The following is a 16710-nucleotide window of genomic DNA, read 5'->3' as shown; positions in this document are numbered from 1 at the left end:
AAGGATAAGCGCGCAACAATATGACAGAAACCTGTGACAGTCTTTCCTGAGCGACTTATGATGAGTGCATTCAAGCAATGACTGATCCCTGGAGTAGCAATGCACTTGTCACCACACACAGCCATGCTGACTGCCCTACTATTGGCATTTTCATTAGCAGCAAATGCCCGCACGCAAAACAATGAAGAAGACGATGACCTGAAAGCCATCTATGGCGACAAACTGACAGTCAGCATCGCTACCGGTAGCCAGAAATCCCTGCGGCTGGCACCTGCAGTCACCAGTGTCATCACTGCCGCCGATATCCGTGCCATGGGTGCCACTGACCTTGATCAGGTCCTGGAAAGTGTGGCAGGCATGCATGCAGAAAAAATTGGTGCCAATGATTTTTCTGCCTATGTCATGCGCGGCATCATCAATGAGTTGAATTCACAAATCCTGGTATTGCAAAACGGTGTACCTATGACGGTACTTTTAACAGGGAACAGGTCAAGGCTATGGGCTGGCTATCCCTTGCAGCATATCTCTCGCATAGAAATCATACGCGGTCCAGGCTCAGCTTTATATGGTGCCGATGCGTATAGTGGGGTGATCAATATCATCACGAAAACTTCTGCTGAAATAAGAGGGACAGAATTCGGCATCATCACAGGTTCGCTCTCTACTCGCGATGCCTGGATACAGCATGGCGGTAAGATCGCTAGCGTGGACCTGGCCGCCTATTTGCGAATTGGTGAAACCGCAGGCAATACCGACACTATCAGTGTCGATGCGCAAAGTGGTCTGGATAGACTGTTTGGCACCCATGCCAGCCTGGCCCCTGGTCCTTTGAATAACGGTCATCATGCGATCGATGCCAACCTTGATCTGAGCTATGAGAAATGGCGTTGGCGCAATAGTTTTATCTTGCGCGATAATATAGGTACAGGCACGGGCACTTCTTCTGCTCTTGACCCCAGCGGTAAATTGAAAAGCCAGCGCCTGACATCGGACGCATCCTGGAGCGACAGCCATTTTGGCCAGGACTGGGGCCTGGGTTTCAATCTCAGCTATATGCAATACTTGCAACGCTTGCCCTCGCCCCTGGTTTTATATCCTGCCGGTGTCACTTTCCCCACCGGCAATTTCCCTGATGGCATCATAGGCTCCCCCAATACCTCAGAGCGACAAATACGTACTTCAGCCTATGCCATGTATTCTGGCTGGCATGAGCATCAATTCCGCCTGGGCCTGGGGCATGATGATCTGAATATGTACGACACTTATGAATTCAAGAATTTCCTGGTGACACCAGCTGGTCTGCCCCAACCGGCCGGTGCAGTGCAAACCTATACAGGTGCACTGGCCTTTCTGGAACCGCGTAGACGCAAGATAGACTATGTGTATATTCAGGATGAATGGCAGTTTGCACCCGACTGGAACCTGACGGCTGGCCTTAGGCATGATCGCTATTCAGATGTAGGCAGCACCACCAATCCACGTCTGGCACTGGTCTGGGATGCGGCCTATGATCTCACTGCAAAACTCATGTACGGAGAAGCGTTTAGAGCTCCCTCCTTCGCAGAGTTATACAGCATCAATAACCCGGCCCAGCGCGGCAACCCATCCATACAGCCTGAGACCATCAAAACCCTGGAAGCAGCCGTGATCTGGCAAGCTCGCAATGACTTGCAGGCAAAAATCAATATTTTCCAGTTCAGGATGAAAAACCTGATACGCACCGTTTCCAATGCCATTAAAGGTACGGGTAGTTCGTATGCCAATACCAATAGCCAGGAAGGGCATGGCATGGAAACAGAGCTAAACTGGCAAGCCAGCCGACAACTGCGTTTGAATGGTAATTATAGCTATCAGCGCAATACCGACCAGACCACCAATCTGGATGCAGGATATGCGCCGCACCATCATCTGTTTGCCCGCGTCGACTGGCAATTTGTACAGAACTGGCTGCTGAGTCCGCAATTCAATTGGGTGGCGGGACGCGAACGTACAATTGGTGACACGCGCCCACCTGTCGCCGATTACAAGACAATGGATATCAGTCTGCGCACCAATGCAGGTTCATGGGAGGTTTCTGGCAGCATACGCAACCTGATGAATGTCGATGCGCGTGAACCAAGTTTCGCCCCGGGTAGCATAGTGAACGACATCCCCTTGCCAGGCCGCAGTTTTTATTTGCAACTGGTTTACAAGATGTGAAACAGCCTCGTATGCGGAATCGATATAAAGAATTTTCATTCCACTCTTTCATTGCGTGGGATAAATGCGACATTTCCACCACACTCCTCCGCTTACAGCAAGCAAGTAAAAAAATAGCCGCGCTCAAGCCAGCATAAAGCCATGACAGTCTGTCATATCAGATTTATGATAAACCTATTGAACAGTCTGCAAACTCTCTGAACCGGCGATTTACCTGCGGAGGAAAGATGTGCTTACGGCGACGCACCAGCTGGCTAACCAGCATCTTGCTGGCATTTTCATTGTCCGCCCATGCGCAGACACCAAGCAATGAAGAGGATGAAGATCTAAAAGCAGTCTATGGCGACAAACTGACAGTCAGTATTGCCACAGGTAGCCAAAAATCGCTGCGTCTGGCACCCGCCGTCACCAGTGTGATCACTGCTGCGGATATCCGTGCCACTGGCGCCACTGATCTTGATCAGGTCTTGGAGGCAGTCGCTGGCATCCATGTGGAGAGATTTGGCTCAGCTTATTTTCCGGCCTATGTCGTGCGTGGCATCGTCAGCGACCTCAATCCGCAGATCCTGGTATTGCAAAATGGCGTACCTCTGACCGTCTTATTTCAAGGTAATAAGTCTCAGCTCTGGGGTGGTTACCCCCTGCAACATATTGCTCGCATAGAAATCATCCGTGGCCCGGGTTCGGCGCTATACGGGGCCGATGCGTATAGCGGGGTCATCAACATCATCACCAAGAATGCGGCAGAAACACCGGGTACTGAGTTCGGTGTAAGCACCGGCTCTTATGCCACACGTGATGCCTGGATACAGCATGGTGGGAAATGGGGTAATTTCGATGTGGCGGCTTATCTGCGTGTCGGCAAGACGTCAGGCAATAATGAAATCATCACCGCAGATGCGCAAACCGGGTTTGACCAAGTGTTTGGCACCCATGCCAGCCTGGCTCCCGGTCCTATTAATAGCGGCTATGATGCGATTGATGCCAATCTGGAACTGGGCTATGAAAAATGGCGCTGGCGCACGAATCTCATCGTGCGTGACAATCTCGGAGTAGGCTCGGGTATCGCTTCGGCTCTGGACCCGCTGGGCAAGATGAAGAGTCAACGCCTGACTTCGGACCTGTCCTGGAGTGATGCGCATCTGGGCGAAGATTGGGGCGCAGGCTTTAATTTCAGTGCCATGCAATATTTGCAGCGCATACCGGTTCCTTTAAGACTTTTTCCGGCGGGCGTCACCTTCCCCGCAGGCAGCTTCCCCATAGGCATGATAGGTGCACCAGATACCTCCGAGCGGCAATTCCGCATGTCGGCCTATCTCTTGTATTCAGGCTGGCGCGAACATCACGTACGCATAGGTGTAGGGCACGATGATTTGAATTTGTATGACACTCTGGAGTATAAAAACTTTTTGATTACCAGCAGCGGCTTGCCGCAACCTGCAGGAGATGTCAAGGCTTACACCGGTCCTCTGGCTTTTCTGGAGCCCCATCGGCGCAAAATTGATTATCTGATCTTGCAGGATGAATGGCAGCTAGCACCAGACTGGAGTCTGACTGCGGGCATACGCCATGATCGCTATTCCGATGTTGGCAGCACCACCAATCCACGTCTGGCGCTGGTATGGGAAGCAGCCTATAACCTGACTGCCAAACTCTTGTATGGTGAAGCTTTCCGCGCCCCCTCATTTGTGGAATTGTATAGCATCAACAATCCCACCCAGCGCGGTAACCCCAGTATCCAGCCTGAAACCATCAAAACCCTGGAAGCAGCCCTGATCTGGCAAATTCGCCCTGAAGCCCAGGCCAAGTTCAATCTGTTTGCTTTCAGGATGAAAAACCTGATACGCACTGTTCCTGATGCCATATCTGGCTCAGGGAGTGCCTACGCCAATACCAGTGGCCAGGATGGCCGCGGCATAGAAACCGAGCTGAACTGGCAAGCCAGCCGCCAGCTCAAATTGAGTAGTAATTACAGCTATCAGCACAACATCGACAAAGCCACCAATGAAGATGCCGGATATGCGCCACATCATCATCTATTTGCCCGTGCTGACTGGCAATTTAACCAGAACTGGCTGGCCAGCTCGCAATTCAACTGGGTAGCCGGGCGCAAACGCACTGTCGGCGACCTGCGGCCTGCCATTGCCGATTACAAAACCCTGGACATCAGCCTGCGCACTAGCGCCGGACGCTGGGAAATTGCAGGCAGCATACGTAACTTGATGAATGTCGATGCACGCGAACCCAGTTTCGCACCGGGTGCTATTCCTGATGACATACCAATGCCACGCCGAAACTTCTATCTGCAGGTCATTTACAAGATGTAAGCCAAACAGCTACATAAGCCCGCTTAGCTGCGGCGTGAAACCAGCAAGCCCAGGCCCGCAGCTGCCAGCAAACCTGAGCAACTACGGTTGAACAGGCGCTTGCCGCGTGGCTGGGCAAACAAGCGGCGCATATGCACACCCATATAGGCGTACAAGACGATGGCTATCCATTCCAGCAGCAAGAACGCAAGGCCCAGAATAGTGAATTGCCCGGCAGTTGGCTCAGCTGGATCGATAAACTGCGGCAGGAAAGCCGTGAATATCAGTATCGCCTTGGGATTGCCGATCGCGACCAGGAACTCCTGCCTGGCCAGCGCCAGCAAGTTCAAAGCGGGTGTCGTCACTTCTGTGGTTTGTGTAGTATCGCTGCGCCACAATTGCCAGGCCAGGTAAAACAGATATGCCGCACCACCTAGCTTGATGACTGTGAACAGCAACTCTGAAGTATGCAAGACCACCGCCAAACCTGCCGACGCCAGCATCAGCATGAGAGCAAATGCCAACAGGCGGCCAGCACCTGCCAGACATGAAATACGTAAGCCGTAACGGGTGGCATTACTTAACGAAAGAAGGTTATTCGGGCCTGGTGCCATATTCAGGGCAAAACAGGCAGGGACAAAGAGTAACAGTGTAGTGAAATTCATGGCTAGGTAACGGCGAAAAGTGATGAAAAATTCTATATCAACACGAGGAATTCCAAAATTGGAAATCCAGGGGCCATACATTACAGGAAATCGCAAGCACCGGCTGAATTCTGGTTAAAATAGCTCCTCAGTTCAGAACCTAGTCGTCCCAAAACCAATTGCATACTCCTATTAATTATCAGGTATTTCCGTCTCACCCCAAATTATCTCCATTGCTCATGCACATCATGACCGTGGAACTGGATGATTGCGAAGTGTTTTTGCCAGCGACTTTGTGCCCTGCCATCATGCTGTTTGCGCACGGTGGTGGCAAGGTCATACAAGATGATCAAAGCGAACTGCAGGCAGAGCGCTTCTTTTTGCGCGGCCCCATGATGGAACCCGTGCATGTACGCTATCAGCCCAAGACTTTGTCACTGGCGGTGTGCTTTCGACCAGGTATGCTGCAACAGGCTATGGGTATCAATGTTGCTGAAATTGCTGGCAATGCACTAGCTTTCCATGAACTGGTCAATGCGGAACGTGTCCAGACATTCTTGCGGGAACTGGATGGACTCAATGACAAGGCGACCATCGTGGCTTTGTTTCAGGATTTTTTACTTGAGGTACTCGATCATCGACCACGGAGCACTATAGGGGCAGCATTCCTGGCAGCACACAAAAAAATCTTCTTCCCGCTGCTGGAACTGTCTGACTTTTTTGGCATAGGACAGAGGCAACTAGAAAGACGTGTCAGGGAAAATTTTGGGGTGACCTTACGTGATGTCAGGCGCATAGTAAGATTTGGCTTTTCCCTGCCTCATATCATTAAACCAAATGTCACCTGGGGTGACCTGACGCAAATCGCCCACGATACTGGCTACTACGATCAAGCCCACATGCACCGCGAATACGTGGAACTGGCAGGCATCCCGCCCGCCCAGCTCAGGCAAAAAATCAGTGCCCGTGATCCTGCTTACTGGATTTATCTGATCCCTGATGAAGACTTTAATAAACTCTTTTTATTGGTCGATTGACGAGTCGGTACAAATTTGACGGCTTGATACAATTATAGCTAAGGCTAATTATTTAGACTGTTTTTCATTGCCTAATGAGAGACCTGATGAATATGAGCCAGCAAAAAAACAGCCCAGACAGTCCACGAAAGCCACTGCAAGTACGTCAGTTAAAGATAGATTTATCCCGGGGGTTTTCACGCCACTGGCTGGGTGGCGATGCCTTCCGCACACATTTGTTCAATGCGCAGTCCTTCAGTTTTCCGCTCGGAGAACAATATTTCATAGATAGCGTCAAGGCTGCTCTGCCCTTGATCAAGGATGAACAATTGAAAGAAGAAATCAGGGGATTTATCGGTCAGGAAGCAAGTCATCGTCATATTCATGCTCAATATAATCAGCAACTGCATGCCCAGGGCCTGAGTTACCTCCTGGAGGGCTATATGGCCTGGCGCATACGCACCACAGCCAGGTTCAGCGTTGAGAGCAATCTCGCCATCACCATAGCCTATGAGCATTTCACCGCCATTTTTGCCGACGCTACTTTGAGTGAACCAAGCTGGATAGGGGATGCAGAAGAACCACTGAAAACCTTGTGGACCTGGCACTCGATAGAAGAAACTGAACACAAATCCGTGGCCTATGACACTTATCATGCGATAGGTGGTGGCTATATACGGCGTATAGCCTGGTTTCTGTATGTGACCATGCTGTTTAGCTTTGATACTGCGGTGCAGACCATGCATTGCCTGTACAAGGATGGTCAGTTATTCAAACCAAGAACCTGGTGGCAGGCACTCAAATATTGTCTGCGCCCGCGTGGTTTGCTATGGTTTTCGCTACCGCATTACCTCGCCTATTTCAAGCCTGGTTTCCAGCCCTGGGACCGTGAAAACCTTCACCTGACAGATCAGTGGCTGGCTGAGCAAGAGACTATGTACCGCGAAATCGGTAAACCAGCCAAAACCTGAAAAGCATGTGTCCAAAGAAAAAGCTCGCTTTTCTATAGCGAGCTTTTTCTTTGGTGATGAAACACAAAAAAATGCAGCCCTTAACAACAGCTTAGTGCTGCAGCAAGGTATTTACTTCTCCCAGATCGTCTTCTTTCAAAGTGCCAGCAGCTGATTTCAAACGCAAGCCATTCAGGATGGTGTCATAGCGCGCTTTCGCCAGAGTCTGGCGTGTGGTGTACAACTGTTGCTGCGCATTCAGCACGTCTATATTGATACGCACACCAACCTGGTAGCCTAACTTATTGGAATCAAGTGCTGACTGGCTGGAAATTTCTGCTGCTTCATAGGCTTTCACTTGTGCCAGACCCGAACTTACGCCAACAAATGCCTGACGCGCGCCTTGGGCTGCGGTACGGCGGGCATTTTCATAATCACTGCGTGACTTATCTTCCAGTGCGATTGCTTCCTTGACATGGCTGTCAACGGAAAAACCGGAGAAGATAGGAATGGACCATTGCACGCCTATGGTGGTTGGCTTGAGGACACCCGCACCATTAGGATTAGTAGCACCAGCATTGGAAGTACGACCAGTGCTGGCAACCAGATCGACGGTTGGATAATGTCCGGCACGATTTCTTTGTATTTCACGCTTGGCGATTTCAACAGCGACTTGCGAAGCCACCACACTAAAGTTTTGCTTTTCAGCTGAAGACACCCAATCGTCAATCACCGCTGGCTGTGGTTCATTGAGTTTGACACCGACTTTCAGGGTAGCCAGTTCACCCGCATCCTTGGCAATAATTTGCTGCAAGGCTGCACGCTTGACTTGCAAATCACTCTGACCGGCAAATTCCTGCGCTGTCACCAGATCATAACGTGCCTGTGCTTCGTGAGTGTCAGTGATGGTCGATGTACCTACTTCAAAATTGCGCTTGGCAGAAGCCAGTTGCTCAGAAATGGCACTTTTTTGCGCACGCAAGGTTTCCAGCGTATCTTGTGCAGCCAGCACATCAAAATAAGCCTGGGCAACGCGCAGGATCAGATCCTGCCTGGCTTGCTCAAACTGCGCTTCACTGACCAGCAAAGATAATTTGCTCTGTTCATATTGCTGCCAGTTACCCCAGTTGAACAAAGGTTGGGATAAAGCCAGCGTCCAGGTATTGGTCACGCCTTTCAAAGTACGGGTACCAGATACCGCATCGACTTCGGCATCGGTACTCGACTTGGTGTCACTGCCTTTCAGAGCGATACCGGGCAACAGACCTGCGCGGCCTTGCACAGGTTTTTCCTGACCTGCAGTCAGGCTGGCACGGGCACTTGCATACTGCGCATCATTTGCCAGAGCATCCTTGTATATTTGCAGCAAATCAGTCGCATTTGCATTCAAAGTCAAGAAAGCAGAGGCCAGCAGTGTGGCAAGAATAGGATTACGCATGTAAGGCTCCGAAAAAAAGTAAATTAATAAGTGGGCATACCCGTATCGACTTGTTGTGCCCATGCATGCACACCACCAGTCAGATTAATTGTGTGGGTAAAACCCTGACGCTCTAAAAAATTTGCTACCTGCATACTGCGCCCGCCGTGATGGCAGATACAAACAATCACATCATCCGGTTCCAGCTCTTGAAAACGGGCTGGCACTGTCTGCATGGGCATCAATTGCACACCCGGGATATGACAAGTTTCATGCTCCCAAGGTTCCCGTACATCGAGTAAAACCGGAGCTTTTCTACTACTATCGTTGAGCCATTGTGCCAGTTCTGTTGCGGTAATATTTTCCATGCCATGTCCTCCGTTTTCTACTCAGGATTACAGGCTGAAATGCGAAACAGGCTTGGCACCTGCGGCAGCTTCCACCACAGTTTCAAACAGGTTTTGCTTACTCACTGCAGTTGCAGAAGTGCGCGTGAATAATTGCGCTGTCAATGCTGGCAGTTGCCCGACGAAGGCTAGCAGACGGCCACCGACATTCAATTGCTGTTGCAGATGCTCAGGCAATTCTTCCAGGCCACCGGCGATGATGATGGCATCATAAGTACCTGTGTTTTTATCACTGAAGGCATCCGCCAGCACCACGTCAACATTGCTGACATGATTGTGGTGCAAATTATTGGTCGCCAATTCATGCAAGACCTTGGACGATTCCAGCACGGTCACATGACGGGCAGAGTAAGCCAGCAAGGCCGCCAGATAACCTGTACCTGCGCCAACCAGCAAGACATTTTCCTGTTTCTTCAAAACCAGTTCTTGCAGGATACGCGCTTCCAGCTTGGGCGTCATGGCCTTGCTGCCATCCGGCAAGGGTAATTCTGTATCAAAAAACGCCAGGCTTTTTTGTTCCGCCGGGAAATAGTCTTCGCGTTTAACCACAATCAGCATATCCAGTACTTCCTGGTTCAACACATTCCAGGGGCGGATTTGTTGCTCTATCATGTTGAAGCGTGCTTTTTCGATATTCATTTCTATACTCGATTGCGAAATTGATGGAAACGGCATTTTATCAAAGCGCTTGGACAGTTTGACGATTACCGCGCCATTTTTGCGTAATCCATAGACCCAAATCATCCAGATAGGTATAAATCACTGGCACCACCACCAAAGTCAGCAATGATGAAGTGATAATCCCCCCTATTACAGCCTGCCCCATGGGCGCACGCTGCTCGGAACCTTCAGACAGGGCAAATGCCAGTGGTACCATGCCAAACACCATCGCCAGCGTGGTCATCAGGATGGGACGCAGGCGTACATGGGCCGCTTCCAGCAAGGCTTCCATACGGTCCATACCTTCTTTTCTTGCCTGATTAGCAAAATCTACCAGCAAAATCGCATTTTTGGTCACTAATCCCATCAACATGATGAAACCGATGATGGAAAACATATTCAGCGTAGAGCGGAAGAACATCAAGGCCAGGAAAACACCGATCAAGGTCATGGGCAAAGCCGACATGATGGCGATGGGCTGCAAGAAGCTGGCGAATTGCGACGCCAGGATCATGTAGATGAAAATCACCGCCAAAGCCAGCGCCGACAGAGCGTAGCCAAAAGATTCTGTCATGTTCTTGGTGGCACCACCCATTTTGTAGCGGTAGCCGGGTTGCCATTGCATGCCATCCAGCACTTTTTTGACTTCAGCACTGACTTCACCGGCAGAGCGGCCCACCACATTGGCAGACAATTCCACTTCGCGGTTCAGGTCACGGCGATTGATCTGGTTGGCACCTGTCGATGGCTTGATGTCTGCCACCTGGCGCAAAGGCACCATTTTTGGTGAACCGTCTGCATTGGTCTGGGTACTGCTCAACATCAGGCGCGACAGGTCTTCAGGATTATTCCTGTCGTTCGGTGACAGGCGCACGGTAACATCATAGTTTTCATCGTCAGGTGCGCGCCAGGTGGTGGCAATTTCACCTGCGAGCAAAGGCCGCAAGGCGCCACCTATCTGAGCCACACCTACTCCCAGGTCGGCCCCGATATCACGGCGCGGTTGCACCGAGATCGTTGGTTTTTGTGCCTTGAGGCTGGAATCCAAATCAACCAGACCAGGAATGGCGCGTAATTTTGCCTGCACCTGCTCAGATAATTTGCCCAATTCATTCAGGTCACTGCCCTGCAAACTGAAACGCAGATTCTTGTTATCGCCACCCACGCCATCAAGCGCACCGATATGCGTGACGGTGATACCGGCAATCTGGCTCAGGCGATTACGCAAAGGCACTGACATCTGGCTGGTTGTCCTGGCCCTGTCCTTGCGTGGTACCAGGCGGACAAAAGTACTGACATAATTCTTGCCCTGTGCCGAACCGGTATTGACCGTGCTATAGGTATCGAGCACTTCTGGAAATTCCTTGATCACGGCCTCCACCTGGTGCACCTTGGTCTCTGTCAGTTCCAGTGATGAACCTACCGGCGTGTAAAAGGTCACGCCCGTTTCAGAATAGTCGGCCTGCGGTACAAATTCTGAACCGATCAGTCCTGTGCCTGGTATTGCAAGGCCAAGGAAAAAAGTCAGTGCTGCAATCAGCAAAGTCTTGATGCGGTGCTTGAGGGACCAGCGCAACATCACCTGATAGCCACGCGAAAACCATTGCACGCCACGTTCAAATTGTTCCAGTACGCGGCCTATGCTATTCGCATACCAGCCCTTGCGTCGTGGCTTGCCATGCTCATCCAGCGCAGCATGGCCATGTGCATCCGGGTCTGGCCAGATGGATGACAGCATAGGATCGAGCGTGAAGGATACAAACATGGAAATCAAGACAGCGGCAGTGACGGTAATACCAAACTGATGGAAGAAGCGACCGATAATGCCGCCCATGAAACCCACAGGCAAGAACACGGCCACGATAGAGAATGTTGTCGCCAGTACCGCGAGACCTATCTCTGCCGTACCTTCGAGCGCTGCTGTATGATGATCCTTGAACTTGCCATGGATCTTCATACCAGCATGACGCACGATGTTTTCACGCACCACGATGGCATCATCAATCAGCAAACCCACGCACAGCGACAAGGCCATCAGGGTGATCATATTGATGGTGAAGCCAAACATGTCCATGAACAGGAAAGTACCTATCAATGCCACAGGCAAGGTCAGGCCAGTGATGACCGTAGAACGCCAGGAGTTCAGGAACAGGAAGACGATCAATATGGTCAGTGCTGCGCCTTCTATCAGGGTGCGGCGAACATTTTCTACACCCACGCGTATCTGACGTGAGCCATCCTTGATGACTTGCACTTTGACACCGGGATATTGCGCCTGCAATTGTGGCTCCAGCGCTTTTAGAGCCTCGGTCAGGCCATCTGCCACTTCTATGGTGTTTTGCCCTTGCGCCTTCAAAATATCGAGAGCGACAGTACGCTGGCCGTTATACAGGGCCAGACTCTCCTGCTCTTCCTGACCATCGACTACGCTGGCGACCTGTGACAGCAATACCGGCTGGCCACCACGGCGGGCGACGATGATGCGACCAAAATCTTGCGGGTTCTGGATGCGTCCCTGTATCTGCACAACCTTTTCACTATCGAGGGCACGGATGGCACCAGTAGGCAATTCCTGGTTTTCATTGCGCAAGGCATTGATGACTTGATCCACGCCCAGGCCCAAGGCTTCCATTTCACCCGGCTTGAGGTAAATCTTGATCTCGCGTTTGACGCCACCGACCAGGGTCACAGAACCGACACCGCGTACATTTTCCAGGCGCTTCTTGACCAGTTGGTCACCTATAGTGGTCAACTCACGGAAATCACGTTTCTTGATCTTCTCGTCATTCGTTACCGAGACCGAGAAGATAGGTTTGTCAGACGGGTCATAACGCGTCACCCGCGGCTCTTTGACTTCCTTGCGGAAGCCAGCCTTGATGAGCGCCACTTTTTCGCGTACATCCTGCGCTGCCTGTGCGGGATCAACCGTCAAATCAAATTCCAGGATAACGACAGAGGTGCCTTCGTAAGAACGAGAAGTCAGGGCGCTGATGCCGTTGATGGTGTTGACGGTTTCTTCAACCTTGCGGGTAATATCTGACTCTATGGTCTCAGGTGCGGCACCGGGATAGTCAGTCTGAATCACCACGACCGGGAAAGTAATATCGGGGAACTGGTCTACCCGCAAACGCTTGTAAGAGAACAAACCCAAGACCACAAAAGCCACCATCATCATGGTTGCCAGCACCGGGTTGCCTATGCTGATACGTGTGAACCACATGATTACACCTTGCCTGTCGTGGTTGTCGTGGTTGTCGTCGTTGTCGTGATAATCAGCTTCACAGCCACACCTGCACGCAGACGGCCCAGATTGGCTTTGACTATCTTTGCTTGCGGTGCCAGGCCAGACAATACCTCTACCACGGGCCTGCCCTGGCTTTCACCACGCAGACCCAGTTTCACCGGCTTTTGTTGCAAGACATTGTTTTCTATCGCATACACGAAAGCCTGTTCAGCTTCATACTGTATCGCTGTTTCTGGCACGGTCAGGACTTCTGATTTTTTATCGACGACCAGTTGCGCCTCGCCAAACATGCCTGCACGCAAAACGGTATCGGGATTGGCGACTTGCACATAGGCCATGATGGAGCGTGAGCCAGCAGTCGTGGCCGGGTTGATGCGCACTACCTTGCCATCGACAGCCGATGACACACCTTCTATTTTTAGTTGCACGGCCTGGCCAATTTTGATGCTGGCAATATCTTGCGTTGGTACCGGTGCTTCCATTTCCAGCAGGCGTAAATCAACGACATCCAGCAGGCGGTTATCTGGGGAAATTTTTTCCCCAGGCTGCACCATGCGATTGCTGATCATGCCTGAGATAGGCGCACGTATGACGGTGTCCGCCAATGCCTTTTGGGCCACGGCCAGCGCGCCTTTGGCGCTGTCTACATTAGCCAGCGCGATGGCATATTGATTGTTGGTATTGTCAAAGGCATTTTTTGAGATAAAACTTTTATCCAATAAAGCCCGGTTATTGTCGCGCGCCAGGCGGGCAATTTCCAGCTGCCCTTGTGCTGCTGCCAAAGCACCCCTGGCTTGTTCTTGCCTGGCCAGGTAATCACTAGTATCCATCTTTATCAAGACCTGGCCAGCTTGCACGGCTTCGCCTTCACGCACCAGAACTTCTGTAATATCCCCGGCCACCCTGGCTTTGACGGCAGCCTGGTTGATGGCGCGCAATGCTCCAGACAAGGCCAGTAATTTCCTGACTTCGGAATTGCTGACTTCGATGATGTCCGCAGGTAAAAACTCCAGTACTGCTGGCGCCGTCTGCATGCCCGCAGCGCTGGCAGTTGCCGGTGTTTGCACTACATTACCTTGTGATTTTTTCCTCACCAGGATCATGCCTGCGGCTAATAGCAGCACCACAGCGATGATCCAGAAAGTCTTGCGTTTTAACATGCTTGTTTTCCAAAAGTAATTGTTTCAGGACCTGAGAGAAGACGGTCGATAAACTGTCCAGGTCATAAGAAACCCTGACTTTAAAGCCTGACACTATGTCAGGGTCAAGCAAGACATGCTATTTCGCATTCAAACCACTGAACTACTTTTTCAACAACAAACTATGCAAGGCCAACTCTATATAATGCTCCAGGTAGGTATCGAGCTTATCCGGGTCGACATTGCAAACGCCTTGAGAATGCTTCCATATCATCATCATGATCATGGGGGCAATCAGTATCCTGGCATCAATTTCTACATCCACGCTGCGTATTTCACCACGTGCCATACCGCGCTTGAGCATGGTCATGACCAGGTTTTCACCACGGTTAATGACCTCTTCCTGATAGAACCTGGCCAGTTCAGGGAAATTACCTGCTTCTGCCATCATCAGCTTGGGCAAGCCTGACAACTTGGTATTGCCTATGCTGTTCCACCAGGTCCCCATGACCAGGCGAAATAATTCTTCACTATTGCCTTCAAACTGTTCTATTACCCCCTCTGCTTCGCCTAACAGGGGCACTATGCTTTCCCTGACCACCGCCTTGAACAATTCTTCCTTGCTGCAGAAATACAGGTATAAAGTCCCCTTGGAAACACCAGCCGCACGCGCCACATCGTCCAGGCGTGTCGCAGCAAAGCCGCGCTCTACAAATAAATCGAGGGCTGCAGCAAGTAATTCTTGCGGACGAGCATCCTTGCGGCGCTCCCACTTGGGCTTGAAAGGGCATGACATAATAATAACAACTCAATTAACTTACTTTTGAGTCAGTAATATAGTCCGCGCTCAGATCAGCGTCAAGACAAACTAGGCGAGCAGCACTAAAGCATGTATCAAGTTGACATTACTTGAAGAATAAATTGCCTTTTATATCAGCTTTCATGAAAAAACCATCTACCAAAATTACTCTGCAAGCAACAAATCAATTCAGCACGCAAACCTGATTCGCTACCCGCTCTGTGAACTTGCGCAAATTTTGCCAAGCAGCAGCATCTGTCACAATCACAATGCGACAGAATGCAAAATTGAGGCGTCCAAACAAGGTAATTCTGGAACAGGCTGTGTTTGACTTGCGCGCATACGGAATGCGGCAGTTATCCGGGAAATGGGATTTTCACAGTGAGAGTGCCTTAGCTCAGGCCAGGAAGTAGAAAGCAATGCAAGCGCAGACAATTACAACTCATGCGCCTGACATTTGCTGTTTCATTTCAAGCTGGCTGTTTTTGCCAGCGTCCGCCGATATTTTTCAACAAGATATTTGTTGCTGCAAGCTGACGGTTGCGTATCGACAGCAAATTGGATTCACTGGACAAGGCAGCGTTCTGTGATGTGACTACATTCAGGTAACTGACGGTACCAGCCTTGTATTGTTCTTGCGTGATTTCAAGATTGCGCTGGGCTGCCTGCAAGGCTTCTGTCTGCAATTGCAGTTCTGCATCCAGTTGTTCCAGCACGACCAGATTGTCTTCCACTTCCTGCAATGAGGTCAGTACCGTCTGGCGATAAGCAGAGGCGGCGATATCTGCCGCTGCACGTGCCTGGTCACTGGCTAACTGACGTGCCCCCCCATCAAAAATAGAGAGCAACAGGGATGGCCCCAGCGACCAGACCAGGTTAGGCGCATCGATTAACTTACTCAGGGAAGAACTGCGGTAACCCGCATTGGCCGACAAGCTGATGTCAGGGAAGAAGGCGGCATCCTTGACGCCTATCTGGGCATAAGCGGCTACCAGCTTGCGTTCAGCCGCTGCAATATCAGGCCGACGTTCCAGCAAGGTCGCCGGGATCAGCACTGGCACGGCTGGCGCTGCTGGCAAGGTGGCGGTATTGCTGATATTGAGTGCTGCTGGTGTTACGCCCAGCAGCACGGCAATCGCATGTTCGAGTTGCGCCCTTTGTGCCACAGCGTCTTTCAATTGCACCTGACCGGTTGTTACTTGTATTTTGGCTTGCAAGACATCGCTCTGACCTGCGACACCAGCCTTGTACCTGGCCTCGGTCAATTCCAGGCTGCGCTGATTGGAGGTGGTGGTCCTTTGCAATATGGCTTGCTGGGCCTCGGCCACGCGCATGGCGAAATAGCTTTGTGCCAGCGTTGCATGGGCAGACAGGCGCGCCGCGTCATAGTCATCACGGCTGGCTTGCAAGCTGGCGTTGGCTACATCGGTGGCTTTTGACAACCTGCCCCATAAATCAATTTCCCAAGAAGTATCGACAGCGAGCGAATAACTATTGCTGGTAGTACGGCCATTCTGGCCTGAACCAGGGTTACCGCTGCGCGTGCCGCCCGCATTCAGTGACACTGTGGGCCACAATGCAGACTGGCTGGCTTTGAGCACAGCCTTGGCATTGGCGATCTGGGCGGCGGCTGATTTCAGGTTTTCATTACCCAGCAATAGCTTTTGTTGCAGTTCATTGAGCACAGGGTCATTGAACATTTCCCACCAGGATTCTGACACTGCAGCTTCAGCAGCGGCGCGTGTAGCATGCGCTGATTTCCAATAACTGGCTTCCTTGAATTCTGCGGTCAGCGGGGCTGTAGCCGGCGGAGGTGTCTTGGTCTGTGCGCAGGCTGATAGCAGCAAGACCAAAGTCAATGCAGATAGGCGCGGAAAAGAGGAACTTGTTACAAATGCGGGGCGCAAGTCAATATTTTTTTTCATAATC

At 51.1% G+C, this 16710-nt stretch carries 12 protein-coding genes; 4 read left to right on the top strand and 8 right to left on the bottom strand.

What is annotated here, in order from left to right; all coding sequences use genetic code 11:
- Nucleotides 1–99: 99 nt before the first annotated feature.
- Together ACO0LC_RS07990 and ACO0LC_RS07985 are read left to right on the top strand one after the other, a co-directional pair.
- Nucleotides 100–2199 (top strand): TonB-dependent receptor plug domain-containing protein, encoded by a 2100-nt coding sequence (locus tag ACO0LC_RS07990; protein ID WP_423002109.1) that lies wholly within the window; start codon nt 100–102, stop codon nt 2197–2199.
- A gap of 227 nt (nt 2200–2426) precedes the next feature.
- Nucleotides 2427–4526, top strand: a complete 2100-nt coding sequence (locus tag ACO0LC_RS07985; protein WP_423002108.1) for a TonB-dependent receptor plug domain-containing protein — start codon at nt 2427–2429, stop codon at nt 4524–4526.
- A 23-nt stretch (nt 4527–4549) separates the two neighbouring features.
- Here the strand turns inward: ACO0LC_RS07985 and ACO0LC_RS07980 are convergent, their stop codons facing one another.
- Nucleotides 4550–5170, bottom strand: a complete 621-nt coding sequence (locus tag ACO0LC_RS07980) for a LysE family translocator (RefSeq protein WP_423002107.1) — start codon at nt 5168–5170, stop codon at nt 4550–4552.
- A 158-nt stretch (nt 5171–5328) separates the two neighbouring features.
- Between ACO0LC_RS07980 and ACO0LC_RS07975 the strand changes: the two genes are divergently transcribed.
- Together ACO0LC_RS07975 and ACO0LC_RS07970 are read left to right on the top strand one after the other, a co-directional pair.
- Nucleotides 5329–6186, top strand: coding sequence for a helix-turn-helix domain-containing protein (locus ACO0LC_RS07975; protein ID WP_423002106.1), 858 nt, complete (start codon nt 5329–5331; stop codon nt 6184–6186).
- Between the two features lie 92 nt (nt 6187–6278).
- Nucleotides 6279–7136 (top strand): metal-dependent hydrolase, encoded by an 858-nt coding sequence (locus ACO0LC_RS07970; RefSeq protein ID WP_423002105.1) that lies wholly within the window; start codon nt 6279–6281, stop codon nt 7134–7136.
- A 91-nt stretch (nt 7137–7227) separates the two neighbouring features.
- Here ACO0LC_RS07970 and ACO0LC_RS07965 read toward each other — a convergent pair whose 3' ends face one another.
- From ACO0LC_RS07965 to ACO0LC_RS07935, 7 genes are all read right to left on the bottom strand, one after another.
- Nucleotides 7228–8553, bottom strand: coding sequence for a TolC family outer membrane protein (locus ACO0LC_RS07965; RefSeq protein ID WP_423002104.1), 1326 nt, complete (start codon nt 8551–8553; stop codon nt 7228–7230).
- A 23-nt stretch (nt 8554–8576) separates the two neighbouring features.
- The gene (locus ACO0LC_RS07960) at nt 8577–8900 is read right to left on the bottom strand and encodes a rhodanese-like domain-containing protein (RefSeq protein WP_423002103.1); all 324 of its coding nucleotides are present in this window, start codon (nt 8898–8900) and stop codon (nt 8577–8579) included.
- 27 nt (nt 8901–8927) lie between these two features.
- Nucleotides 8928–9578, bottom strand: a complete 651-nt coding sequence (locus tag ACO0LC_RS07955) for a protein-L-isoaspartate O-methyltransferase family protein (protein WP_423002102.1) — start codon at nt 9576–9578, stop codon at nt 8928–8930.
- Nucleotides 9579–9618: 40 nt separating this feature from the next.
- Nucleotides 9619–12819 (bottom strand): efflux RND transporter permease subunit, encoded by a 3201-nt coding sequence (locus ACO0LC_RS07950; RefSeq protein WP_423002101.1) that lies wholly within the window; start codon nt 12817–12819, stop codon nt 9619–9621.
- Nucleotides 12820–12821: 2 nt separating this feature from the next.
- A complete protein-coding gene (locus ACO0LC_RS07945) occupies nt 12822–14003 on the bottom strand; it encodes an efflux RND transporter periplasmic adaptor subunit (RefSeq protein ID WP_423002100.1) in 1182 nt (393 codons plus the stop codon).
- 142 nt (nt 14004–14145) lie between these two features.
- Nucleotides 14146–14778, bottom strand: coding sequence for a TetR/AcrR family transcriptional regulator (locus ACO0LC_RS07940; RefSeq protein ID WP_423002099.1), 633 nt, complete (start codon nt 14776–14778; stop codon nt 14146–14148).
- 473 nt (nt 14779–15251) lie between these two features.
- A complete protein-coding gene (locus ACO0LC_RS07935) occupies nt 15252–16706 on the bottom strand; it encodes an efflux transporter outer membrane subunit (protein ID WP_423002098.1) in 1455 nt (484 codons plus the stop codon).
- Nucleotides 16707–16710: the final 4 nt, after the last annotated feature.

This window comes from Undibacterium sp. JH2W (genome assembly GCF_049340425.1).
GTDB lineage: Bacteria > Pseudomonadota > Gammaproteobacteria > Burkholderiales > Burkholderiaceae_D > Undibacterium.
Note: the sequence above shows the minus strand (reverse complement) of the source record. Positions and strands in the feature narration are given on the sequence as shown.